Origin of the sequence: Pseudomonas sp. W2Oct36 (genome assembly GCF_041060465.1) — a bacterium.
Classification (GTDB): domain Bacteria; phylum Pseudomonadota; class Gammaproteobacteria; order Pseudomonadales; family Pseudomonadaceae; genus Aquipseudomonas; species Aquipseudomonas graminis_B.
In genome coordinates, this window is record NZ_JAUERW010000011.1 from 78,253 (window position 1) to 99,932 (window position 21,680).

Here is a 21,680-nt window from a genome sequence, read left to right on the forward strand (position 1 = left end):
GCCACATCCTTTAATGTGGCGAGTGGTCCCCCTTTTTTGGTTTATACGTAGCTACCGATTTGCGAATCTCTTCTCGGGCCTCATCTGCGCTCCCCCAACGGCCCATCTTTACCCACTTACCCGGCTCCAATGCCTTGTAGCTTTCGAAGAAGTGCTGGATCTGTGCGAGGAGTAATGCAGGGAGGTCAGAGAATTCCTTTATGTTGCTGTACACAGAGCTTAGTTTTTCATGAGGCACCGCGATCACCTTGGCATCCGCTCCAGCTTCGTCCGTCATGTACATCACGCCAACCGGGCGACTACGAATGACAACGCCAGGCGATACCGGGTAAGGGCAAATCACCAAGACGTCCAACGGGTCTCCGTCATCGCTCAACGTATTTGGAATGAACCCGTAGTTGGCCGGATAGAACATGGGCGTGCTGAGAAAGCGGTCTACGAAAATTTGTCCACTCGGCTTGTCCACCTCGTACTTGATCGGCGAGTGGTTTGCAGGAATCTCGATAACGGTGAAGAAGTCATCGGGGATCGCGTTACCAGCTGGAATATCCGTGTAGCTCATGCTCATATCTCCAAGCGTCTAGGAAAGGCCAATGCCACTGACGTTTTTGCCAACAGCGATATGTGGTTCGTTTTTTACGGTAACCAGTACAACAGGTTTACCGGCTATAGGCCGTCAGCGCACGAATGCATCATGTCCTGCATAAAACGCATGGCTGCCAAGATGCTCTTCTATTCTCAGAAACTGATTGTATTTCTCGACCCGCTCCCCTCGACATGGAGCGCCCGTCTTGAGATGGCCAGTACCCATGGCAACAGTCAGATCTGCGATGAAGCTGTCTACAGTCTCCCCGCTACGATGAGAAACCATAGCTCCCCAATTTGCCCCGTAAGCCATTACGATGGCGGCTTTGGTCTCAGTCAGGGTTCCGATTTGATTGGGTTTAATCAGTACAGCATTGGCGACGTTTTCTTTGATGCCTCGTTGAATCCGTTCGACGTTGGTGACAAACAGGTCATCTCCAACCAACTCGATCCGGTTACCCAGCGCAGCATTCAATTGCTTCCAGCCCGACCAATCGTCTTCCGCGAGGCCATCTTCCAGTACCGCAATCGGGTACTTGTCGACCCAGGAGGAATAGAGACTAATCAGCTCTTGAGCATCGACCTTACGACCTTCAGAGCGCAGATGGTAAAGACCGTTCTCATAGAAACCGCTGGATGCTGGGTCGATAGCGATCTCGATCTGAGATCCAGGGGTATAACCGGCCCTTTCAATTGCCTTAATGATCAGCTCAATGGCATCTGAGTTTTTCTTGAGCGTCGGCGCAAAGCCGCCTTCATCTCCGACCGCTGTTGAGTAGCCGGCGTCCTTAAGCACCGCTTTCAGCTCGTGGTACACCTCAGCGCCCCAACGCAAGGCTTCCTTGAAACTGCCAGCCCCTGTAGGTGCAATCATAAATTCTTGGAAGTCAGGGCCTTGCCAGTTTGCGTGAACACCGCCATTGAGAATATTGAACATTGGGACGGGCATTCTTGCTGCTTGCTCGCCGCCCAGATATTGGAACAAGGGCACTTTCATCGCAGAAGCCGACGCTCTGGCTACGGCGAGGCTGACGCCCAAGATGGCGTTTCCTCCAAGCCTAGACTTATCAGGTGTTCCATCCAGCTTAATCATCAGATGATCAATCTGTTCCTGGTCAACTGCATCCTGGCCTCTCAGAGACTCAAGTATTTCGGTATTCACATTGCTAACGGCCTTTAACACTCCTCTGCCGGAATACCTCTTTGGATCATGGTCACGCAACTCAACAGCTTCGTGAGCGCCTGTAGAGGCACCGGACGGGACTGAAGCCCGGCCCAGTGTTCCGCACTCCAAGGTGACGTCGACTTCAACGGTAGGGTTACCGCGTGAATCGAGAATTTCACGTGCATGAATAGCCTGGATTTGCGTTTTCATTGATTTTCTCCAAGGGACGATTCGGGAACGTCATTAACCATGTGAATAAGTCGAGAGGCCTCGATTTCGGAAGTCAGCTCTCCATGAGTATTCTGAACAGCTGCACTGCCGACACCGCAATTGCGGGAACCAAGAAGCCTCCAATAATTAGCTCAGGAATCTCTCCCACCAAGGGCATGAATTGCCCTCCCTTTGCCATCTGGAAAAGCTCCAGCATTTGGTTTGACGCAACCATCACAGAACAGCAGTACGCAGTCTGGGCTTGTAGCATGGCCCGCCTTTGATCTAGCAGATGAAACGTCAGCAACGACACTCCAATGCTTACGATGAAAAGCGCGACGAATTCATAGACGGATCCTGTAAAAAGCCTGCCCATCACAAGCCCGAATACGATGCTCAGCATCACTGCGCTCATGTGGTATCCCATTTCTCTAAAGTGGTTTTGATGAGCCGACGTCGGTGAGTTCCATTTCGCAATCTCATCTTTGGATTGCCCACCACCATCGCGCTCGTAACGTTCAACGTTGCTGTGCTCTCAGCTCGTAGCCAGGTACGCAGGTGATGGTCACGTCTGCCTTGCAGGATTTCTCACTGGGCATGCGCATCGTGACCAAGGCGCCTTCGAGCGAGGTGACGATGTACCAACCCTCGCTCGATACCTTTTGGCTGCCTGCAATGCCCGCCAAAAAAAGCGCCCAAAAAACCAGTCCTACGAGGAGCGGCCTGTTGTCACGAGCCCAGTTGACGGGGGCTGGCTGTGGACGCAGGTTATAAATTCGGTACATGGCGTTTATCCTTTTTACTGGTTGTCCAACAAACCGTGGTTTTCAGCTTTTCGCCTGGCCCACTCGACCGTACTCGATGGGCAATTTGATAAAGCTCAGCGAAAACGCCTCCTTGGCCAATGCTTCCAGCAACTTCTCGCACCCGGGCTCATCAGTGGATATCGTCACTGTGACCGGATGATCAGCACCGCTGAGGAAATGCGCGGTATGCAAATGTCCTAAATGATCCAGGCCTTCCGTACCGCTCACCAGCGTCGCTCCCAACATGCCCTCTCGTTTGGCGAACTCAACCAGCCACTCCCCGAGTGGAAGATGCTGGTAGTTGGTACTCTGTTCAGTGAAAAACGTCAGTTGAAAGCCATTCATGGCAACATCCTCTAATGTGGCGAGAGCGACCAACGGTTAGTCGGCTATGCCTCTTCATTTGCGAACTGTTTCTTCGAACTGAATTACAAGGCTTCACTGAGCGGTAACTCGCATAAGAGAAGAACTGCTCGCACCTTGCGCAACTCGTCAGCGTGGTCGCGCAGGAAGGTGCGCAGCTTGACCTCTGTATCCAGCAATTCCAGACACTGCGGATGACGCATATCACCAAGCTCCGGGTGATGATGGGAAATGCGATGGCCCGTCAAATAGCCCGCAGAAATCGGTTTGAGCATGACCTGATCAATCTTGGCTTTCTGCGCGACTTTAAGAAGGTGTTGGGCAAGTGCGGGCGCACTCAGGTGATGCCAGAAATTTGTAACTCGAGCCCGACTAGCGCCAGGGAAATAGAGCTGCAAAGCTGTCAGGCGATCTTGGCGATGTTCGGTCATTTCTCTTCCCCAATAAAAGTCACTTTGCGCTCGCTGGCGGATTCACTTTGAGCATGAAATTGCTTGATATCGGAGAGCCGGATTTCCTTCGGCAGAGGACGGTGATGCTTGCTGTGACCGACGCGCTGGGCGTGATAGATCCCGGTATGCCCGGATACGAGGTAACTTGCGATACAGGCAATGGCTGCAAGCGGAGCAATTTCAGGCCCGAAGAGCTCCATGGCCATGACAATGGTTGCCAGTGGCGTATTAGCTGCACCAGCGAAGACAGCGACAAAACCGATACCAGCCAGCATGCCGAAGGGAAGATGTAAGAGGGGCGCTAGCGCGTTCCCCAAGGTGGCTCCAATGTAAAACAGCGGAGTGACTTCGCCGCCCTTGAATCCAGTCCCCAGGGAGACAACGGTGAACAACATCTTTCCAAGCCAGTCCCAAGGAGCCATTGGCATTTGAAAGGATTGGACGATGCTCGGAATCCCCAGTCCGATGTACTTATCGACATCGGTGTAATGGTTGCTACCAAGCGCCCACACTGCCACTGCGATCAGAAGGCCGCCGGCGAATGGTCGTAATGGCGAATAGGAGATAAGTCGTTTAACGAAAGCCCCTAGCTTATGGGTGGTCGTCGCGAATAGCAGGCCAGTGAGGCCGAAGATAATCCCAGCGGCGACCACAGCCATGACGCTCCAGAGCTGCACGGGAACCACTTCGCCAATGACGTAATGCGTATGAACCACTCCCCAGGCTTTCCCCACCTGGTCAGCAACGATTGCCGCAACCACGCAAGGGAAAAGCGCGTCGTAACGCATGCGTCCGATGGCCAACACTTCAAGTCCGAACAAAGCCCCGGCAAGAGGGGTGCCGAAGACGGACGCAAAGCCAGCACTGATACCGGCCATGAGAATCACCCGGCGATCTTCGCGGCGTAGCCGAAAGACATGCGTCAATTGATCCGCAAGAGCGCCGCCCATCTGCACCGCCGTTCCCTCACGTCCCACAGATGCACCGAAGAGGTGGGAAACCACGGTTCCGATTAGCACCATCGGCACCATGCGCAAGGGAATAGTCTTTTTAGGATCGTGGATCTCATCGATGATCAGGTTGTTTCCGGCATCAACTGGTTTGCCTATCAGGTGATACGCAAGTCCCACGGCAAAGCCAGCAACTGGCAGGAGCCAGAGCACCCAGGGATGGGCTTCTCGCCACTGGGTGGCATGATCCAAAGAAAGGAGGAATAACGCAGAGGCAGAGCCTGCCAAAAGAGCTACAAGACCAGCAAGCGCAAGCCATTTCGCAATATAGGGCAGTAAGTCGAGTTGTTCAGGTCGTCGAAATTTAGACATTTGGCCAGCCACAAAAATGTAAGTGGGCCTGACCAAAAAGGGGATTCTGGGCGCGAACGCCTACAGACCTGGTTGATCAGGTTTCTGTAGGCATCATCAGCTGCTACGGGCACAGCGGTTGGTTAATGGAGGAATGCCATCTCCAATGAGCCGATCTTAGCGAGCTCTGTCCAAAATGTAAAATCGTGTTTCGGAGCACGAGGCAAGCGTAGGCGTCTTCGAGTCACCGCTTATGAAAGCAGGCCAGACTAGGTGACTTCTGTTCCGGCGAAGCCCATCTCAACTGGGGTTTTTATGTAAAATAACGAGATATCTTCAAGCTCCAATCGCTTGAATAACTGCACAGATTCGTCCTCGGTAATGGCCATACGAATTTCGGTAGGCTGATCCGCTAGTTCAAAAAAATGCGAGGAATGCAGCCGGCCGGTATGCCCAAAGCCTTCGATACCTGTGGACAGAGTCGCACCCCGCAGTCCCATTTCTTTCGCCAAATCAACGATCCAGTCGCCGAGCATCTTTCCCTGATAGCGACGATTCTGTTGAGTAAAGAAAGTGACCAGAAAACCTTTCATGTTCCTCTCCTAAGCGCGTGCTGATTATTTGATAGGACAGAAGCCCGGCAGCCGTCATTGCCACCCGGGCAGGATTCACACTGGCATCATGCGCACTGGTCAAGTCGGATGCAAACGACTGGTCAAGTCGAATGCAAATGGCTGGTCAAGTTCATGCAATTGCCCAGTAATCAACGAAGCGACAGCACCTTCAATACAGGGAGGTCGTCATGAGTACTACCCGCTGATGGAGGCCTCGAAGAAAAATGAGAATATCGATTCCAACTTCTTTAATGCATATGACTTGATTGAAGCGCGGGACAGCAGTTCGCCACAGACCATCAAACGCCGGCTGCGCGCAAGCGTATCAACAACACCAAGCAAGTGATTTTTCTGGGTCGCAAAGATGCGCCGACCCAAAGACGGCGACGGCGATTCATTTCTCGCTTATGAAATCGAGATCATTCTCGAACTGAACCTTCCTTACGTCATTGCAAACCTATGCCATACCGATTCGCAGGGCCCGCATCAATATGCGCGAAGGTGTACGACGAGCTGGGCATGTGATGACCATCCTTCAGGACATCCAGACTTCGCGCTTCTGGCGCCACTTTCAGCTAGCGTTGTTCGCCAGCGTCGGCGGGCTGCCGACGATCATGCGGACCTTCAACGTCATTTACCCCGGCAGCCACGCGATGGAGGGTTTCGGCATCCTGATAGCGATCAAGGAACTTGATCGTCATCCGGACGACGCGCTGATTAACATGCCCTGCGTCGGCACACTCAACAAGCTATTCTCTGGAGTACACGCGCTGTTTGCGCGAGACAAATCGGTTATCTCGCGCCACCTTAAAAAATCTTTGACAGAAGCGAGTTGCAACGTCAGGCAGTTGTTGCAAAAAAGGCAAAAGCTGCTACTGACTGGACCCGGTATTGGACGCCCTGACCGACCACGAGGAGCTATCGCTTAAGCTGTTGGACAATAAGACGAAGCGCCGAGCGTATGCGCTGGTGATTCTGAAGATTTTGAAGTCGGCTGGGCTGGATACAGGCGACTACCGTAGCACTTCTTGACCCGCGAAGCGTTGCGACAGACGATCCAGTAGAGGCTTGAGGATGCATATCTCCCAATCAGAATCCGAAAAGTTTTTTTCTTCGGGTTTTGATTTCGCCGTCGAGCAATGCGCATACGGTGGTCAGGAATACATACAAATCGCCTTCGAAGTAGTCTTCGGCGAAGGAAGTATCTTGACCAAACGGAGGGTCGACGTACTCCAACCCTTCGGGCGTCATATGCCTTCGGATATAGACTTTTATTTGCCTTTTGAACAAGATCGCATGCAGCAAATCCAGAAAGCCGTCGCCGATGTATTCGCTGACTATCTGGGGCAGCGTGAGGGGTTCGAATTCTGTCTTTTCCTCCTCGGTTAGAAACTCGCCTACGGCATCGCCGACAGAAAACATGAATCCAGATAGGTATGTGTATCGCATATTCAGCCTTGGATAAATAAATAGCCTGTCAACGGCACGATTAGAGCCGAAGGAGCCTTCCTCGCCTCACCTTGATTTCGGCATCCAGCAAGACCAAGACGCTAGACAGGAAATCGTATAGATCACCTTCAAAATAGTCTTCTGCGAAGGACGTTTCCTGGCCGAACGGAGGGTACACATACGCCAACCCGTCATCGGTCATGTGTCGTCTAATGTAGGACCTAATCTGCCGCTTCAGAATTACGGCGTGGACAAGCTCCACGATCCCGCCTTTACCAAAAGATTTTCTTACGATCTCTGGAAGATTAAGCGGTTGGAACGCTGCCTTTTCTTCAGCTAATAAAAATTCGCCAACGCCTTCGCCGACCTCGTACATAAAGCTGTGCAGATGCATGTAGCTACTCATGAGCCGCCTCATAAGACCGATTCAGCAGCAACCCAGTTAACGGGACTCACCACTGCCCAGGCCTCCCTCATCACACCTTTGAAAAAAGGTTTTCAATCGCTCTACCGTCCACCGCCACTTCGGGGTACTAGGACGGCAGATCGTGTTCTGATTACCAAAGAATCCAACTTCCCGCACGGCCTGCGAAAGCGGGACCGTCTGTAACCATTCAACGCCAACGAAATACTCGCACCGTTCCAGGTCATCAAAAAACTCAGCGTGATAACTGCCGCGTGTCACCGCTTCCAGTACCGGGACGTCGACGCCATCCCTCATGACTGTAAACGCGCTAGCGGGCGCAGCCGCGGCGGCGACCCGGCATACGCCGACGTAACCTTGCTGCGGAACGTTCACCCAAACGCGGTCGCCTGGTGCAAGTACCCGCAAGGTTTTGCTGTACCAACTTCCGCCGCCCCCAGAGATGAACCCGAACTCGACAGCGTCATCCCACGATCGCGCTGTTGATACCCCGTACGAGCAATAGAACTCGCCGTTCCACGGTTCGTTTTGAGACTCGCCCGTTGATGCTGCATTGACCTGAGTCTGCGCAGGATCGAGCAGCCACGACCGGCTGAGCAGTTGACGCTCGCCAGCTTGAAAGATCTGAAAGCACAGGACGTTGATCGGGATGTCTCGCTCGCTTAGGTAGGAAACGATGCGCTCGCTGCTTGCATCCAGTTCTGTGGCGACAATGATCAACTGATGGCTGTTGTTCAGATCGCCTTCACCCAGCATGCGCCCAAATCGCTGACGGAAGTCATCGCCCAAGCTGCGTCCCGGCCGGAAACGTTTGTAGATCAATTCGATTTCGTCGCTGCGTAACTTTTCAATCCAGACGGCGTAATCAAGCGCCTGTGCAACGACCTCACGAGGAGTACGATCCCGTTTGAGCTCAATCAGCACTAGCGCACCGTCCGGAGCGACTGCAAGCAGGTCGATTCTTCCGCCCATGCCGGTACTTTCTTGCCGTCCGATGAGCATCCACTCGTCCGAGAGGATGTCTGGCGCATTCACGATCATGTCTTCGAGAAACTGCTCGCTTGGCAATCGGCTCGGTACAAGCTTGGTGGGCGCAGCGTCTACGGTCCAAATATCCGTTTTGATTGGCAAAGTTAGATCCTTCTGTATTGAAAAAACCACGCTTGAGGTAGTTCGCTGAGCGAGGACCGAGGATAACGACGATTCGCGTTAATTTGCCAATACACGTCATAAAACCCATCCTACCGGGCAGAGTTACATCGGGAGCACAGCATTCGGGATCAGCCGAAATATATTGAATGCCAGCGATATCGAGCGCTTACATTTGGTCAGCAACCGCTGACCAAATTGATCGCCCGCGATGGCCGGTCCATCAACAGAACACCGAGGCTTATCACCCACCCGGATACCGCTTCCAAATCTCGTCATCAAACTCCCCGCCATACCCCGTAAACACCCTCGGCACCCGCTCCATATCATCCGCCACCGCCTCAATCACTTCCCGCAATTCAAGCGGCGCAAGCCAACGATCCGGGATCGCCTCCAAGCCGTGCTGAATACCCAGCATATGCCCAGCAATCAGCCCGGTGCTGTCACTGTCGCCGCTGTGGTTCACGGCATTGATCACGCCGTCTTCAAACGATGTCGCAGTCAGTGCGCACCAGATGCCAATGGCCAAGGCTTCCTCCGCGATCCATCCGCCGCCCAGTTCGTCGATCCGCTCGGGGGCTGGGCGGTGGCCTTCGTAGCTAAAGAAGAGCACGCGCTCGACGATCGCTCGGGTTTCCTCCATTCCAGGTTTGTCCCCGTGCTCGGCCAGACTTTTGGCTATGGCGTCATCCAGACTGTCTTGGCGGTCGACGATGCGCTGGAGAATGTCGGCGAAAATACCGCCCGCCATGTAGCCCGTCGGGTGACCGTGGGTCAGACGGCCGGAGTCAGCGGCGTTGTCAAAGCCGTTGCGGAAGAACGCGCACGGCGCAACGCGCATGACGGCGCCACAGCCTTTGCTGTCGTTTTGGGCGAAAGAGCCAAATTCCGTACTGGCCTTCAATGCGCTTAGACAGGTGAGGCCGGGCGCGCGGCGGGACCACAACTCGCGCTCCTTCACCAGCCAGCCATCCAGGCTGACGCTTGTGATGGCAGGCGAATAGTCCTGAGTCATCAACCAGCGCAGCAACGCATGGTGGATGACGCCGGGTATGTGGCAAATACCGCGGGAGATACCGCGCACATGGGCGCGCAGCAGGCCTTCAGCGGTGAAGAGCATCATTTGCGTGTCGTCGGTGATGGCGCCCACGCGGCCGTAAGCCGGGGCGAAATCGACGATGCCACGCGCACCGAACGTGGCGCGGATGTCGTTCCATTTGAGAAATTCAACCGGCGCACCCAGCGCATCGCCCACCGCGCCGCCGAGCAGGCAGCCTTTGATCCGTTCAAGTCTGTTCATCTGTGCTTCCTTACACTGGCTGCATCATGGTTTTGAGCGATTCGAGCGTTCTTTCAAGTGGCTCAACATAGGCTCTTCTTGCACGCGAAGGCCTGATCTTCTATGTGTTAATCCTCAAATTCAGGCCCAAGATCGTGCTCACGTCGACGTGACCTCCAGCTCTTATACCCCTCCGAAATCTCCACCTCGGTCATCACCATTCCGAACCTCGGAAAAGCCTGCTTCAGCTCCAGCTCAGCCGGAATGAAGTAATCCCCGCCCCTGATTGTTCGAAACATCCCGTTGGGCACCTCACCGAAAGCGATGAGATCCGGCGCCTCAACTGGCAGCCCTTCTCCTTCGTAGGCATCGTATGCAGCCATGTAGAGCACATCATTGATATGCGCCTGAACGCTTCGGTCGCTACGCTTGAAAAAATGTACGGGTTGGAGGCTTTCTTCCCACACGTCGACGTGTCGCTAGAGCTCAGCCTGAGGCGGAATTTGCCCGCGAACATTACCCGCCAACACAAGCATTTCAAGAAGGTATCGAGCGTTGAACTGCTGCAGAAAACCCTGCACGTCGTTGGGTTTCAGACCCACAAACATCATCGCGTAGCGCGTGTCGACTTTCATGGCGAGCAGGACATGGGTCCTGCCGAATTTGGTGACGTGCAGTTGCCAGCGATCCACTCGCTCGTGGGCTGCGCTGTCCGCTTCCAGCGATTGGGCAGCGGCGGCGGGCTGCACAACGCTGATGATCTTGCCCTTCACTTTCTTGGAGAAGAAATCAGCGGCGTGCTGGGTGCAATCAAAAATCAGCATGTCATAGGGTCCATTCGGCGATAGTCGAGGATAACGGCGATCAACCTCACCCCGCCAACACATGCCGCAAAAACAACGCCCCCGCCACCGACAACCCTTCCCGCGACCTCACGCAAACGTTGAGTTCGCGACTGGCCCATTCCTCTTCCAGCTGAACCACTTTCGCGCCGTCCATTCGGTAAATCCCTACGCTGCCCTCGGGCATGATGCCGATGCCGACGCCGGCCTGAACCATCAGGCTCAAAGCGTCATAGCTGGCGACCTCCATGCGGATTCTCAGGGAGCGGCCGAGGTCATTGGCGGCTTTGATCAGTTGGAAATTCAGGTGGGTGCCGCTGCGCAGGGCGACGTATTCGTGGTCGAGGGTGTCGCTGAAGCGCACTGATTCGCGGCCTGCCAGCGGGTGGTCGTTGGGCACGATCAATACGAGGCGATCAGTGCGGAACGGGAAGACCTCGATGTCGGCGCCATGGGGCAAGCGCGTGAATATGCCGATCTCGGCGCGGTTTTCGGCGACGGCTTTGGTGATCGCCAGGCTTTGTTGTTCTTCTAGGACGATGTTGATGAGCGGGTACAGCGCCATGAACGACTTGATCAAGCCGGGCATGAATTGGGTGATCGCGGAGATGTTCGCCAGCACGTGCACCGAGCCGCGCGTGCCGTTGGAGTAGTCGCGCATCTGCAGGACGATGTCGTTGAGGTTGTTCAGTGCGCTGCGGGCCATGAACAACAGCGACAGGCCGGCGTCGGTCGGCGTGATGCCTTTGTTGGTGCGGGTGAGCAGTCGCGAGTCGAGCAGCTCTTCCAGTTCGCTGAGCCGCTTGCTGACGGCCGCCGCTGCGATGTGTTCGCGCTTGGCGGCGGCAGCGATGGTGCCTTCTTCGACGACGCTGACGAAGAGGCGCAGCGAGACAGGGTCGAGTTTCATGTGGGGTACCGGGCGTGCTGGCCTGAGTGGCCGCCATAGTACCCCGTCAGGCATCGCCTCAGAACGCTCCGGATAACAGATGGCCGGCGTTGGGAACCTGCGCTTTGAGGCCGAGGGTTTTAAGCATCTGGTAGACGGTCGCCACGGACGCGGACAACACCGGCTTATCCAGCCGATCCTGTACGACCTGGATGGCGGGCAGCGACGGCATCTGCACGCAGCACGACAGCACCACGCCATCGGCTTGCCCGATGTTGAGCCGGTCGGCGTGGGAAACCAGATCCATCGGGTCGAGGCGACCGACTTGCAGGTTGTCGGAGACTTCCAGGCTGATGGCGTCCACCACCTCGATTCCGGCCGCTTCGATGTAGTCGATGACCTGTTGGGTGAGTGGCTTCATGTAGGGCGTGATGATCGACACTTTCTTGTAGTCGAGCATCTGCAGGCTGTCGATCAGCGCGCCGGCCGAGCTGAGCACCGGTGCGTCGGAGGCGTTGGTGGCGACGGTTTTGCTCAAGCGCTCCTGGGAGACGTTATGGTAGCCGGCGCCCTGGCACATGATTGCCACCAGGCAGGCATACGCCATGACATCGACCCGCGCATCGCTCAATTCCAGCGCGCAGCGGTCGCTGTCGATGTCCATCTTCTTCAGTTCTTCGGGGCTGACTTTCATCATGCGCATGCGGGAGGAGTGGAAGGTGAAGCGCTCGTCCGGAAACAGGGAGTACCGCGACGTGAGCATCGCCGGGATCTCGGTTTCCATGGTGGTGTTGGAGCTGGGGACGATCTGGCCAATCCGGAAATTTCTCACAAGGTCTTCTCCATTTCGCCGACGGCGAGGTCATGTGCGACCGATGCTAGGAGTGACCGTGAGCGGCGTATATCAGGCAATGGCGAGCCTGCCATCGCGGCTGGCGATGGCAGGCCCTGATTCTCGTCTACGCGTGAGAAAGCACCTCGCCTCGCGCAGGCGCTTCGGCCTTGTGATTGCCCAGCATCGCCCGAGGGATCGACAGAATCAGTCCGGCGCTGATGAACAAGCAGGCGCCCAGCACGTAGGTGCCGTTGTTGATGTTGCCGGTGAGGTTCTCGGCGACGGCGGTGATCATCGAACCGGTGAAGCCTGACAGGTTGCCGATGGCGTTGATCATGCCGATCCCCGCAGCGGCCGCGACGCCGGACAGAACGGTGCCCGGGAGGGTCCAGTAGATCGGCATCAGGCTCAGCACGCCGGACGCGGACACGCTGAGGAAGATGATCGACAGCACCACGTTGCTGGCGAAGTAGGCGCTGAGGATCAAGCCGATGCCGCCGATGATCGCCGGAATCGCTGCGTGCCAGCGGCGCTCGCCGGTCTTGTTGGAATGCCGCGCGTTGAGGGTCATGGCGATCACCGCGATGCCATAGGGAATGGCCGTCAGCAGGCCAATGTCCATCGGGTTGGAGACGCCGGCGCTTTTGATGATCGACGGCATCCAGAACGCCAGCCCGTAGAACCCGGTGTTGAACGTCAGCAGGATCAGCACCAGCAGCCATACGCGTCCGTTGAAAAACACCTCGCGCAAATTCGTCGCCTTGCCTTTGCTGTCATTCTCCAGATTGGCCTTGAGCATGGCCTTTTCCTGGGGCGACAGCCATTTGGCCGCGTCGATGTTATTGGCCATGAACGCCAGCACCACGAATGCCATCACCACCGAAGGCAGGCCTTCGATGATCAGCAGCCATTGCCAGCCGGCCATGCCGTTGACGCCCTGCATTCGGGTCATCAGCCAGCCGGAAATCACACCGCCCAGCGTCAGACTGATCGGCATCGCCATTAGGAAACCTGCCATCACCCGGCTTTGCCGACGGGTAGGAAACCAGTAGTTGAGGTAAAGGATGACGCCGGGAAAGAAGCCTGCCTCACAGATGCCGAGCAAGAAGCGCAGCACGTAGAACATGGTCTCCGACTCGATGTGGAAAAACTTCGCCAGCGGCACGGTAAACGCGACGGCCATGGACACGATGGCCCAGGTGAGCATGATACGGGCGATCCAGAACCTTGCGCCGAAGCGATGCAGCAACAGGTTGCTCGGGACTTCGAAGAGGAAATAGCCCCAGAAGAACATGCTCGCGCCGAGGGCATAGATGGTGTTGCTGAATTGCAGGTCGTTGAGCATGTCCAGCTTGGCGAAGCCGATGTTCACGCGGTCGAGGTAGGCCGCCATGTAACACAGGAGCAGGACGGGAAGGATGCGCAGAATGACTTTGCGGTAGGTGCGGTCTTCAAAGTTGGCGTGCCCGGGACCCGAGGACTCGGGCAGGCGCTGGGAAACGGTTTCCATGGTGGGACCTCCAGGCACTCGAGGGCGCCTGTATTGTTGTTATGTGAGGGTCGAAACACGGGCCGATGGTACTGACAACGGCATTGATTAGGATAATGACTTGTTTCCATTGATTGATAACGCTGCGTTATCGCCTATTGATGGGCCAGCCTTGCATTTGCCAGCAGGATCTCGGCAAATTCCGATGCAGCGCCGAGTAACGGCTCACCACGGCGGGTGAGAATTCCGTAATCCTGGGGCGCCAGTTTCAGCGGCGTGTTCAGCACTTTCAGCAAACCGGAATCCAGATGCGGCTGCGCCATCGAGGCTGGCAACATGGCGATCATCGGCCCTGCCTGCAGCACCTGGAGAAAGGTCTGCATGGAGATGGTGTCGATGGTGTTCTTTGGGGTGGGGATGCCGGCTTTGGCGAAGGCCTGCTCCATCCGTGCGCGAATGGGCGTGCCCAGCGGATACAGAATCCATGGCCAGTTTCCGAGCGCTTGCAGCGGCGTCTGCGGCAATTCGATCAGCGGGTGACGACTGTTGACGACCATGCAGAATGGCTCCGGCGCCAGCGCCTTAAAGTCATACACCTGCTGTTGGTTTTCGTTGGTGTAGCGCGCCACCGCGAGATCAAGCTTCTTGTCGTCGAGCATTTCCATTAAATGGTCGCTGGTCTGCTCAACCACCTCGATCGACAGCAGCGGCCAGCGCGCTTTCAACTGCACGATGGCTTCCGGCAGCACCACCGCGGTCGCCGCGAAGATCGCCCCCACCTTCAGGAAACCATGCCCGCCCTCGCGCAGACTGCTGATCTGATCAACGAACTTGCTCGCGTCGTTCAGGGCGATCTGCGCATAGCGCACCACGTGTTCACCGAGGGCGGTCGGCGGCATGTTCCGCGGCAGACGCTCGAACACATCAAAGCCCAGCAGCCGCTCGATCTCGCGCAGCATTTTGCTCACCGCCGGTTGGCTGAGATTCATGTGTTGCGCCGCCGCGTGCATGTTGCGAGTGCGCGCGAGGGTTTCGATGAGCACCAGATGCTTGAACTTGAGCCAGTTACAGACCGTGGAAAATGAAATGTCCGACATGAGCGCGGCCTCAATAAGCGATAACCCAATGTTATCGATTCTTGAGCAGATGTCATTGGAGTTTATCGACGGCGCTGATTAGGGTCGTTGATAAATCATAAAAAGCGTTGAGGACTTCACCATGCCGATTCAGCTCACTCCCGAAAACACCCTCCCCGCCGACGGCCTGAATGGCACGCTGATCGGCCGCGCCTGGGTGCCCGGTAAAGTTGGCGGCCCGTCGCCCGTGGTGGTGCGTGGCGACGGGGTGTTCGATCTTTCGTCGAGCTTCGCCACGTTGAGCGACTTGCTGGAGGTCGACTCGCCATTGGCCGCCGTTCGCGAAGCCCAGGGTACGCGCGTCGCCAGTCTCGAAGAATTGCTGGCGAATTCGACCGCAACGCCCGATCCGAACAAACCACACTTGCTGGCACCGGCGGACCTGCAAGTGATCAAGGCCGCCGGCGTCACCTTCGCGGCGAGCATGATCGAACGGGTGATCGAGGAACAAGCGGCGGGCGACCCGGCCAAGGCGGAGAGCGTGCGCGCCATCGTGCAGAACGCGATTGGCGACAACCTGCGCAACATCAAACCGGGCTCCGAACAAGCCCGCACACTCAAGGCGCTGCTGATCGAGCAAGGCATGTGGTCGCAGTACCTTGAAGTCGGCATCGGCCCGGACGCCGAGATTTTCACCAAAGCGCCGGTGCTGGCGGCAGTGGGCAGCGGCAGCCAGGTGGGCATTCATCCGAAATCCGAGTGGAATAACCCCGAGCCGGAAGTGGTGCTGGCGGTGAACAGCCGCGGGCACATCCACGGCGCGACCTTGGGTAACGACGTCAATCTGCGTGACTTCGAAGGCCGCAGCGCGCTGCTGCTGAGCAAGGCAAAGGACAATAACGCCTCGTGCTCCATCGGCCCGTTCATTCGGCTGTTCGACGAAACCTTCTCCCTGGACGACGTGCGCAACTGCGTGGTCGATCTGCAGGTAAAAGGCGATGACGGCTACGTGATGAAAGGCTCAAGTTCGATGTCGCAGATCAGTCGTGATCCGGCCGACATCGCTGGACAGGCGCTCAACGCCAACCATCAATACCCGGACGGCTTCCTGCTGTTTCTCGGTACCCTCTTCGCCCCGACCGCCGACCGTGACCATGTCGGCGGCGGTTTCACCCACAAGTTGGGCGATCAGGTCAGTATCAGCAGCAGCCTGCTCGGCGGGCTGCACAATGAGGTGACCCACAGCAGTGACGCGGCGCCGTGGAGGTTCGGCGTCGGCGCGTTGATACGCAATCTTGCCGTGCGCGGTTTGTTGTAACGCTGAACACCTACGCAGCACACCTAATTCCAAGAGAGACCCGAACCATGTCCGACACGCCGAAACGCCCCCTTCGCAGCCAGCAATGGTTCGATGATCCGGAACACGCTGACATGACGGCGCTGTACGTCGAGCGCTACATGAACTACGGCCTGACCCGCGAGGAGCTGCAATCGGGCCGACCGATCATCGGCATCGCCCAGACGGGTTCTGATCTGGCGCCCTGCAACCGTCATCACCTTGAGCTCGCCCAGCGGGTCAAAGCCGGCATCCGCGATGCGGGCGGCATTCCGATGGAGTTTCCGGTGCACCCGATGGCCGAGCAGACGCGCCGGCCGACCGCGGCCCTGGACCGAAACCTGGCGTACCTCGGGCTGGTGGAAATTCTTCACGGCTACCCGCTGGATGGCGTCGTTCTGACCACCGGCTGCGACAAAACCACGCCAGCTTGCCTGATGGCAGCGGCGACCACCGACCTGCCGGCCATCGTGTTGTCCGGCGGGCCGATGCTCGACGGTCGTCACAAGGGCGAATTGATCGGTTCCGGCACGGTGCTGTGGCACGCGCGGAATTTAATGGCGGCCGGCGAGATTAATTACGAAGGCTTCATGGAAATGACCACCGCCGCGTCGCCGTCGGTCGGCCACTGCAACACCATGGGCACGGCGCTTTCGATGAACGCGCTGGCCGAAGCACTGGGCATGTCGCTGCCCGGTTGCGCGAGCATTCCGGCGGCGTACCGCGAGCGCGGGCAGATGGCGTACATGACCGGCAAACGCATCTGCGATCTGGTCCGAGAAGACGTGCGCCCTTCGCAGATCATGACCCGCGAAGCCTTTGAAAACGCGATCGCGGTCGCCTCGGCGTTGGGCGCTTCAAGCAACTGCCCGCCGCACCTGATCGCCATCGCCCGGCATATGGGCGTCGAGTTAAGCCTCGACGACTGGCAGCGCATCGGCGAAGACGTGCCGTTGCTGGTCAATTGCATGCCGGCCGGGAAGTATCTGGGCGAAGGCTTCCACCGCGCAGGCGGCGTGCCGGCGGTGATGCACGAGCTGCAGAAGGCGGGCAAGCTGCATGAAGACTGCTATACGGTCTCCGGCAAAATCATCGGTGACATCGTGCGCAACGCCGTCGCCCACGACACCGACGTGATTCGTCCGTACGAAGACCCGCTCAAACACCGCGCGGGCTTTATCGTGTTGAGCGGTAATTTTTTCGACAGCGCGATCATGAAGATGTCGGTGGTCGGCGAGGCGTTCCGCAAGACCTACCTGTCCGAGCCCGGCGCGGAGAACAGTTTCGAGGCGCGAGCGATCGTGTTCGAGGGCCCGGAGGACTATCACGCTCGGATCAACGATCCTTCGCTGGAAATCGACGAGCGCTGCATTCTGGTGATCCGTGGCGCTGGCACGGTCGGTTATCCCGGCAGCGCCGAGGTGGTGAACATGGCGCCGCCGTCTGCGCTGATCAAACAAGGCATCGATTCGCTGCCGTGCCTGGGCGATGGCCGGCAGAGCGGCACCTCGGCCAGCCCTTCAATCCTCAATATGTCGCCAGAAGCAGCGGTGGGCGGTGGCCTGGCGCTGCTGAAAACCAACGACCGGCTGCGCGTGGATTTGAATAACCGCAGCGTCAACGTGCTGGTCAGCGACGAGGAAATGGCCGCACGCCGCGCGCTGTTCGAGCCGAAGATGCCCCCCTCCCAAACCCCGTGGCAGGAGCTGTATCGGCAGTTGGTGGGGCAGTTGTCCACTGGCGGATGTCTGGAGCCGGCAACGCTGCATTTGCGGGTGATTGCACGCAGCGGCGAGCCGCGGCATTCGCATTGAGCAGCCGCGCGCGCTCTTGTAGGAGCGCGGCTTGTCCCGCGATTGGCGACGAAGTCGTCGCAAAACCTGTCATCTGGGTGTGGAAGGTTTCCCGAGGTAGTCAATTTACGGCTGCTTTGCAGCCGATCGCGGGACAAGCCACGCTCCTACAGGGACATCATTGTGGCGAGAGTTGCGCCATGGACGCAGAGGGTTGGGCAGTACTCACAACAACGCCGGCAACCCCTTTTCCATGCCGGCAAGGCGGTTTTTCAACAGCGAATGCAGCTGTTGCACCGCCGGGGAAAACTGTTTGCGGTGCGGGCAGACCAGGTTGAGCGGGGTCGGCTCGCCCGGGTAATCCGGCAGCAACAGTTCCAGCCGCCCGGCGCGCACGTCCTCGCAGACATCCAGCCACGACTTGTACGCCACGCCCTGCCCCGCCACCGCCCAGCGTCTCACCAGATCAGCGTCATCGGTGAGCAACGGGCCTGACACCGAGAACACCCGGCCACCGAGCCGCCATTTGTCGTACACCCGCCCCGCCAGCGTGAACAGCAAACACTCATGGCGCAGCAAGTCGTCGGAGACCACGGGTCGGCCCTTGCGCGCCAGATACTCGGGCGATGCCACCAGCACTCGGCGATTCCACGGCGCCAGCGCCAACGCGATGTAGTTAGCGTCTTCGATCACGCCGTAGCGAATCGCAACGTCCACCGGATCGCGAAACAGATCGGCCACTTGATCGGAGATAAACAGGCGCAGATTCAGCGCCGGGTGCTGACTGCGAAAATCCGTCAGCCAGGGCAGCAGCATGTTTCGCCCCAGATCCGAAGGCGCCGCCACTTGCAGCGTACCTTGCAGCTGAGCGCTTTCCCGCTGCAGCTTTTCCCGGCCATCCCGTAAGGCATCGAGCACCGTCTGGGCGGTCGGCAGGTACTGCTCGCCTTCAGCGGTGAGGCGCAGGCTGCGCGTCGAACGGGCAAACAGGCGGATATCCAGCTCTCGTTCGAGGCGCTTGATGGCCGCCGCAACTTGCCCCGGCAATAGATCCACCTCCCGCGCAGCATTGGAAAAGCTACCCAGCGCGGCGGTGCGGACGAAGAGGGTCAGGTCGTCGATGCGGATCATTTTCACTCCAGCCGTGAAAGTGTTGGGGGATTCTGCGGGTTTTTCTGCCCAACGAACAAGAACAAGATGGGTCCAACGTTTCAGCCACCTTTTGTCCACTGACTAGAGAGATCGCCATGAAAGCCATCGCCTTCACCCAGCACGGTCTGCCCATTGAAGACCCCAACGCGCTGCTGGACATGGACCTGCCCAAGCCAACGCCCGGCCCTCGGGATTTGCTGGTCGAAGTCAAAGCAATTTCGGTGAACCCGGTCGACACCAAAATCCGCGCCGGCTCTGCCGCCACCGAACCCAAGGTGGTCGGTTGGGACGCCGTCGGCGTCGTTCGTGAAACGGGCAGCGACGTCACGCTGTTCAAAGCCGGGGAAGAAGTATTCTACGCCGGCTCCATCGCCCGTCCTGGCAGCTACAGCGAATTCCACCTCGTCGACGAGCGCATCGTCGGGCACAAACCCAAGAGCCTCGACAACGCCCACGCCGCCGCGCTGCCGCTGACCTCGATCACCGCCTGGGAATTGCTCTTTGACCGTCTGGGCGTTAAAGAAGGTGGCGGCGAAGGTGACAGCCTGTTGATCATCGGTGCCGGTGGCGGCGTCGGGTCGATTCTGGTGCAACTGGCCCGCCAACTGACCAAGCTGACCGTGATCGGTACAGCGTCGCGTCCGGAAACCCGCGAATGGGTCGAAAGCCTGGGCGCCCACCACGTCATCGATCACAGCCAGCCGCTGGTCGAGCAACTGAATCAGATCGGCGTTGGCCAGGTGAGCCATGTCGCCAGCCTGACCCACACCGACTCGTACTTCACGCAGCTGATTGAGGCCCTGAAACCGCAAGGCCAGTTGGCGCTGATCGATGACCCGAAATCCCTCGACGTCGTCCCGATGAAACGCAAGGCCCTGTCGCTGCACTGGGAACTGATGTTCACCCGCTCGCTCTACGAAACCCCGGACATGATCGCCCAGCATGAGCTGCTCAATCGCGTCGCCGACCTGATTGACCAAGGCGTGCTGAAGACCACCCTCGGTGAGCACTTCGGCGCGATCAACGCCGAAAATCTGCGCCGCGCCCACGCCGTGATCGAGAGCGGCAAGGCCAAGGGCAAGATCGTTCTCGAAGGTTTCTAACCCTGTCCATTTTTTGAAGGGCCTGCTGCGGCAGGCCGGGAGCCGTTTGTGTCCATGAAGCAGAACATGATGTTGTCAGCGCTGGCCCTGTCAGTCGCTTTGATCAGCCAGACCGGCATCGCAGCCACGACCGCCACCGAACTACCCGCCGATGCACCAGCGGAGAAAACCATCGGTCAGCTTGAGCAGGTGTTCGCCTTCCACGATGCCATGCCCACCGGCGTGACCGTGACGGAAACCGGGCGCATCTTCGTCAACTACCCGCACTGGGGTGACGACGTGCCGTTTACCGTGGGCGAAATTCGTGACGGCAAGGTCGTCGCCTACCCCGATGCAGCCATCAACAAAGAAGACCCAAAAGACCCGGCCAAAGGGCTGATCAGCGTGCAGAGCGTGGTCGCCGACGGTCAGGGCCGCGTCTGGCTGCTGGACACCGCCGCCCCGAATTTCGCCGCGCCAAAAGCCGGCGGCGCCAAGCTGGTGGCGGTTGATCTGGCCAGTAACAAAGTGGTCAAAACCCTGGTCTTCCCGGCCAACGTCATCCTGCCGAGCACCTACGTCAACGACATGCGTTTTGATTTCCGCGCAGGTAAGGAAGGCACGGTTTACGTGACAGATTCGTCGGTCTCCGGGCCCGGCGCGATCATCGTCATGGACATCGCCAGCGGCAAGGCGACCCGTCGTTTGAGCGGCGCTAAATCCACGTCGGCCGACCCTGACTTCAAGACGGTGGTCGAAGGCCAGGCCGCCCTGGTCACCAAAGGTCCGGATGGCAAGCCGAAAACCATGGCCGTTGCGTCTGATGGCATCGCGCTGTCCCCTGACGGCAAGACGCTGTATTTCAGCGCGCTTTCCAGCCGCCACCTGTATTCGGTGCCCACCACCATGCTGCGTGATGCCAACGTCAGCGAGGCTCAACTGAACGCAGCGGTCAAAGACCTCGGCGAAAAAGGCGCGTCCGACGGCCTGGAAGCAGACGCCAACGGCGCGGTCTACGCCGGCGACTACGAGCACAACGGCATCCGCAAACGTCTGGCGGACGGCAGCTGGCAGACCATCGTTCACGACCCTCGCGTGCTGTGGCCGGACACGTTGTCGGTGGGGCCGGACGGGTATCTGTATTTCACCGCCAACCAGCTGCAGCGCCAGGCCGGTTTCCACGATGGCAAGGACCTGCGCGAAAAGCCCTACAGCCTGCTTCGGGTGAAGATCGACGCCGCGCCTGCGCCGACGCGTTGATCGTGCAGGCATAGTCAGTCGCGCGAAAGCGCAGATCCTGTAGGAGTGAGCTTGCTCGCGAAGACGGTATTTCAGCCGCTGAAGATTGAGCCGATGTGCGGCCCCCTTCGCGAGCAAGCTCGACTCCCA

At 58.0% G+C, this 21,680-nt stretch carries 25 protein-coding genes and 1 riboswitch; of the genes, 6 read left to right on the forward strand and 19 right to left on the reverse strand.

What is annotated here, in order from left to right; all coding sequences use genetic code 11:
* Positions 1–10: 10 nt before the first annotated feature.
* The 8 genes from ppa to QWI18_RS15870 form a co-directional block, all read right to left on the reverse strand.
* A complete protein-coding gene (ppa, locus tag QWI18_RS15835) occupies positions 11–562 on the reverse strand; it encodes an inorganic diphosphatase (protein ID WP_012723165.1) in 552 nt (183 codons plus the stop codon).
* A 114-nt stretch (positions 563–676) separates the two neighbouring features.
* Positions 677–1,960 (reverse strand): phosphopyruvate hydratase, encoded by a 1,284-nt coding sequence (gene eno, locus QWI18_RS15840; RefSeq protein WP_012723166.1) that lies wholly within the window; start codon positions 1,958–1,960, stop codon positions 677–679.
* Positions 1,961–2,033: 73 nt separating this feature from the next.
* The gene (locus tag QWI18_RS15845; protein ID WP_032657050.1) at positions 2,034–2,375 is read right to left on the reverse strand and encodes a hypothetical protein; all 342 of its coding nucleotides are present in this window, start codon (positions 2,373–2,375) and stop codon (positions 2,034–2,036) included.
* 103 nt (positions 2,376–2,478) lie between these two features.
* A complete protein-coding gene (locus tag QWI18_RS15850) occupies positions 2,479–2,745 on the reverse strand; it encodes a hypothetical protein (RefSeq protein WP_012723168.1) in 267 nt (88 codons plus the stop codon).
* Between the two features lie 42 nt (positions 2,746–2,787).
* Positions 2,788–3,111: a DUF190 domain-containing protein gene (locus QWI18_RS15855; protein ID WP_012723169.1), complete on the reverse strand. Its 324-nt coding sequence runs from the start codon at positions 3,109–3,111 to the stop codon at positions 2,788–2,790.
* A gap of 83 nt (positions 3,112–3,194) precedes the next feature.
* Positions 3,195–3,560, reverse strand: a complete 366-nt coding sequence (locus QWI18_RS15860; protein ID WP_012723170.1) for a hypothetical protein — start codon at positions 3,558–3,560, stop codon at positions 3,195–3,197.
* Positions 3,557–4,903, reverse strand: a complete 1,347-nt coding sequence (locus tag QWI18_RS15865; RefSeq protein ID WP_012723171.1) for a voltage-gated chloride channel family protein — start codon at positions 4,901–4,903, stop codon at positions 3,557–3,559. The genes QWI18_RS15860 and QWI18_RS15865 overlap by 4 nt, the downstream gene beginning before the upstream one ends.
* Positions 4,904–4,983: 80 nt before the next feature.
* Positions 4,984–5,056, reverse strand: a riboswitch (Fluoride riboswitch).
* Positions 5,057–5,151: 95 nt separating this feature from the next.
* Entirely contained in the window at positions 5,152–5,475 is a 324-nt protein-coding gene (locus QWI18_RS15870) for a DUF190 domain-containing protein (RefSeq protein WP_012723172.1), read from the reverse strand.
* Between the two features lie 88 nt (positions 5,476–5,563).
* Here QWI18_RS15870 and QWI18_RS15875 point away from each other — a divergent pair, with 88 nt between their 5' ends.
* Together QWI18_RS15875 and QWI18_RS15880 are read left to right on the forward strand one after the other, a co-directional pair.
* Positions 5,564–5,842, forward strand: coding sequence for a hypothetical protein (locus QWI18_RS15875; RefSeq protein WP_369319233.1), 279 nt, complete (start codon positions 5,564–5,566; stop codon positions 5,840–5,842).
* A 178-nt stretch (positions 5,843–6,020) separates the two neighbouring features.
* On the forward strand, positions 6,021–6,425 hold the full coding sequence (locus QWI18_RS15880) for a hypothetical protein (RefSeq protein WP_369319234.1): 405 nt from the start codon (positions 6,021–6,023) through the stop codon (positions 6,423–6,425).
* Positions 6,426–6,585: 160 nt separating this feature from the next.
* Here the strand turns inward: QWI18_RS15880 and QWI18_RS15885 are convergent, their stop codons facing one another.
* The 10 genes from QWI18_RS15885 to QWI18_RS15930 all read right to left on the reverse strand — a co-directional run bounded on the left by QWI18_RS15885 (position 6,586) and on the right by QWI18_RS15930 (position 14,949).
* Entirely contained in the window at positions 6,586–6,918 is a 333-nt protein-coding gene (locus QWI18_RS15885) for a hypothetical protein (protein ID WP_369319235.1), read from the reverse strand.
* A gap of 67 nt (positions 6,919–6,985) precedes the next feature.
* A complete protein-coding gene (locus QWI18_RS15890; RefSeq protein WP_369319236.1) occupies positions 6,986–7,351 on the reverse strand; it encodes a hypothetical protein in 366 nt (121 codons plus the stop codon).
* Between the two features lie 36 nt (positions 7,352–7,387).
* The gene (locus QWI18_RS15895) at positions 7,388–8,500 is read right to left on the reverse strand and encodes an endonuclease NucS domain-containing protein (protein ID WP_369319237.1); all 1,113 of its coding nucleotides are present in this window, start codon (positions 8,498–8,500) and stop codon (positions 7,388–7,390) included.
* 262 nt (positions 8,501–8,762) lie between these two features.
* Positions 8,763–9,818: an ADP-ribosylglycohydrolase family protein gene (locus tag QWI18_RS15900; protein ID WP_369319238.1), complete on the reverse strand. Its 1,056-nt coding sequence runs from the start codon at positions 9,816–9,818 to the stop codon at positions 8,763–8,765.
* Between the two features lie 107 nt (positions 9,819–9,925).
* Positions 9,926–10,180 (reverse strand): hypothetical protein, encoded by a 255-nt coding sequence (locus QWI18_RS15905; protein ID WP_369319239.1) that lies wholly within the window; start codon positions 10,178–10,180, stop codon positions 9,926–9,928.
* A 96-nt stretch (positions 10,181–10,276) separates the two neighbouring features.
* Positions 10,277–10,621, reverse strand: coding sequence for a hypothetical protein (locus QWI18_RS15910; protein WP_369319240.1), 345 nt, complete (start codon positions 10,619–10,621; stop codon positions 10,277–10,279).
* 46 nt (positions 10,622–10,667) lie between these two features.
* Positions 10,668–11,549, reverse strand: a complete 882-nt coding sequence (locus tag QWI18_RS15915) for a LysR family transcriptional regulator (RefSeq protein WP_369319241.1) — start codon at positions 11,547–11,549, stop codon at positions 10,668–10,670.
* Positions 11,550–11,607: 58 nt separating this feature from the next.
* Positions 11,608–12,360, reverse strand: coding sequence for an Asp/Glu racemase (locus QWI18_RS15920; protein WP_369319242.1), 753 nt, complete (start codon positions 12,358–12,360; stop codon positions 11,608–11,610).
* Positions 12,361–12,487: 127 nt separating this feature from the next.
* Complete coding sequence (locus tag QWI18_RS15925; RefSeq protein ID WP_369319243.1) at positions 12,488–13,873, reverse strand: MFS transporter; 1,386 nt, start codon at positions 13,871–13,873, stop codon at positions 12,488–12,490.
* Between the two features lie 134 nt (positions 13,874–14,007).
* The gene (locus tag QWI18_RS15930) at positions 14,008–14,949 is read right to left on the reverse strand and encodes a LysR family transcriptional regulator (protein WP_369319244.1); all 942 of its coding nucleotides are present in this window, start codon (positions 14,947–14,949) and stop codon (positions 14,008–14,010) included.
* A gap of 121 nt (positions 14,950–15,070) precedes the next feature.
* On the opposite strand from QWI18_RS15930, the gene QWI18_RS15935 reads away from it, so the two are divergent.
* Both QWI18_RS15935 and QWI18_RS15940 read left to right on the forward strand, forming a co-directional pair.
* Positions 15,071–16,246, forward strand: a complete 1,176-nt coding sequence (locus QWI18_RS15935; protein ID WP_369319245.1) for a fumarylacetoacetate hydrolase family protein — start codon at positions 15,071–15,073, stop codon at positions 16,244–16,246.
* A gap of 47 nt (positions 16,247–16,293) precedes the next feature.
* Positions 16,294–18,078, forward strand: coding sequence for an IlvD/Edd family dehydratase (locus QWI18_RS15940; RefSeq protein WP_369319246.1), 1,785 nt, complete (start codon positions 16,294–16,296; stop codon positions 18,076–18,078).
* 204 nt (positions 18,079–18,282) lie between these two features.
* On the opposite strand, the gene QWI18_RS15945 is transcribed toward QWI18_RS15940, so the two are convergent.
* Entirely contained in the window at positions 18,283–19,188 is a 906-nt protein-coding gene (locus QWI18_RS15945) for a LysR family transcriptional regulator (RefSeq protein WP_192133474.1), read from the reverse strand.
* Between the two features lie 116 nt (positions 19,189–19,304).
* Here QWI18_RS15945 and QWI18_RS15950 point away from each other — a divergent pair, with 116 nt between their 5' ends.
* The gene (locus QWI18_RS15950) at positions 19,305–20,312 is read left to right on the forward strand and encodes a zinc-binding alcohol dehydrogenase family protein (RefSeq protein WP_369319247.1); all 1,008 of its coding nucleotides are present in this window, start codon (positions 19,305–19,307) and stop codon (positions 20,310–20,312) included.
* A gap of 54 nt (positions 20,313–20,366) precedes the next feature.
* Complete coding sequence (locus QWI18_RS15955) at positions 20,367–21,551, forward strand: L-dopachrome tautomerase-related protein (protein ID WP_369319248.1); 1,185 nt, start codon at positions 20,367–20,369, stop codon at positions 21,549–21,551.
* Positions 21,552–21,680 lie beyond the last annotated feature (129 nt).

Excerpts from the sequence above, each read along its gene's own strand:
- ppa (WP_012723165.1), bottom strand. The coding sequence starts at position 562 with ATGAGCTACACGGATATTCCAGCTGGTAACGCGATCCCCGATGACTTC.
- eno (WP_012723166.1), bottom strand. The coding sequence starts at position 1,960 with ATGAAAACGCAAATCCAGGCTATTCATGCACGTGAAATTCTCGATTCA.
- QWI18_RS15845 (WP_032657050.1), bottom strand. The coding sequence starts at position 2,375 with ATGAGCGCAGTGATGCTGAGCATCGTATTCGGGCTTGTGATGGGCAGG.
- QWI18_RS15850 (WP_012723168.1), bottom strand. The coding sequence starts at position 2,745 with ATGTACCGAATTTATAACCTGCGTCCACAGCCAGCCCCCGTCAACTGG.
- QWI18_RS15855 (WP_012723169.1), bottom strand. The coding sequence starts at position 3,111 with ATGAATGGCTTTCAACTGACGTTTTTCACTGAACAGAGTACCAACTAC.
- QWI18_RS15860 (WP_012723170.1), bottom strand. The coding sequence starts at position 3,560 with ATGACCGAACATCGCCAAGATCGCCTGACAGCTTTGCAGCTCTATTTC.
- QWI18_RS15865 (WP_012723171.1), bottom strand. The coding sequence starts at position 4,903 with ATGTCTAAATTTCGACGACCTGAACAACTCGACTTACTGCCCTATATT.
- QWI18_RS15870 (WP_012723172.1), bottom strand. The coding sequence starts at position 5,475 with ATGAAAGGTTTTCTGGTCACTTTCTTTACTCAACAGAATCGTCGCTAT.
- QWI18_RS15875 (WP_369319233.1), top strand. The coding sequence starts at position 5,564 with ATGCGCACTGGTCAAGTCGGATGCAAACGACTGGTCAAGTCGAATGCA.
- QWI18_RS15880 (WP_369319234.1), top strand. The coding sequence starts at position 6,021 with ATGACCATCCTTCAGGACATCCAGACTTCGCGCTTCTGGCGCCACTTT.
- QWI18_RS15885 (WP_369319235.1), bottom strand. The coding sequence starts at position 6,918 with ATGTTTTCTGTCGGCGATGCCGTAGGCGAGTTTCTAACCGAGGAGGAA.
- QWI18_RS15890 (WP_369319236.1), bottom strand. The coding sequence starts at position 7,351 with ATGAGTAGCTACATGCATCTGCACAGCTTTATGTACGAGGTCGGCGAA.
- QWI18_RS15900 (WP_369319238.1), bottom strand. The coding sequence starts at position 9,818 with ATGAACAGACTTGAACGGATCAAAGGCTGCCTGCTCGGCGGCGCGGTG.
- QWI18_RS15905 (WP_369319239.1), bottom strand. The coding sequence starts at position 10,180 with ATGGCTGCATACGATGCCTACGAAGGAGAAGGGCTGCCAGTTGAGGCG.
- QWI18_RS15910 (WP_369319240.1), bottom strand. The coding sequence starts at position 10,621 with ATGCTGATTTTTGATTGCACCCAGCACGCCGCTGATTTCTTCTCCAAG.
- QWI18_RS15915 (WP_369319241.1), bottom strand. The coding sequence starts at position 11,549 with ATGAAACTCGACCCTGTCTCGCTGCGCCTCTTCGTCAGCGTCGTCGAA.
- QWI18_RS15925 (WP_369319243.1), bottom strand. The coding sequence starts at position 13,873 with ATGGAAACCGTTTCCCAGCGCCTGCCCGAGTCCTCGGGTCCCGGGCAC.
- QWI18_RS15930 (WP_369319244.1), bottom strand. The coding sequence starts at position 14,949 with ATGTCGGACATTTCATTTTCCACGGTCTGTAACTGGCTCAAGTTCAAG.
- QWI18_RS15935 (WP_369319245.1), top strand. The coding sequence starts at position 15,071 with ATGCCGATTCAGCTCACTCCCGAAAACACCCTCCCCGCCGACGGCCTG.
- QWI18_RS15940 (WP_369319246.1), top strand. The coding sequence starts at position 16,294 with ATGTCCGACACGCCGAAACGCCCCCTTCGCAGCCAGCAATGGTTCGAT.
- QWI18_RS15945 (WP_192133474.1), bottom strand. The coding sequence starts at position 19,188 with ATGATCCGCATCGACGACCTGACCCTCTTCGTCCGCACCGCCGCGCTG.
- QWI18_RS15950 (WP_369319247.1), top strand. The coding sequence starts at position 19,305 with ATGAAAGCCATCGCCTTCACCCAGCACGGTCTGCCCATTGAAGACCCC.
- QWI18_RS15955 (WP_369319248.1), top strand. The coding sequence starts at position 20,367 with ATGAAGCAGAACATGATGTTGTCAGCGCTGGCCCTGTCAGTCGCTTTG.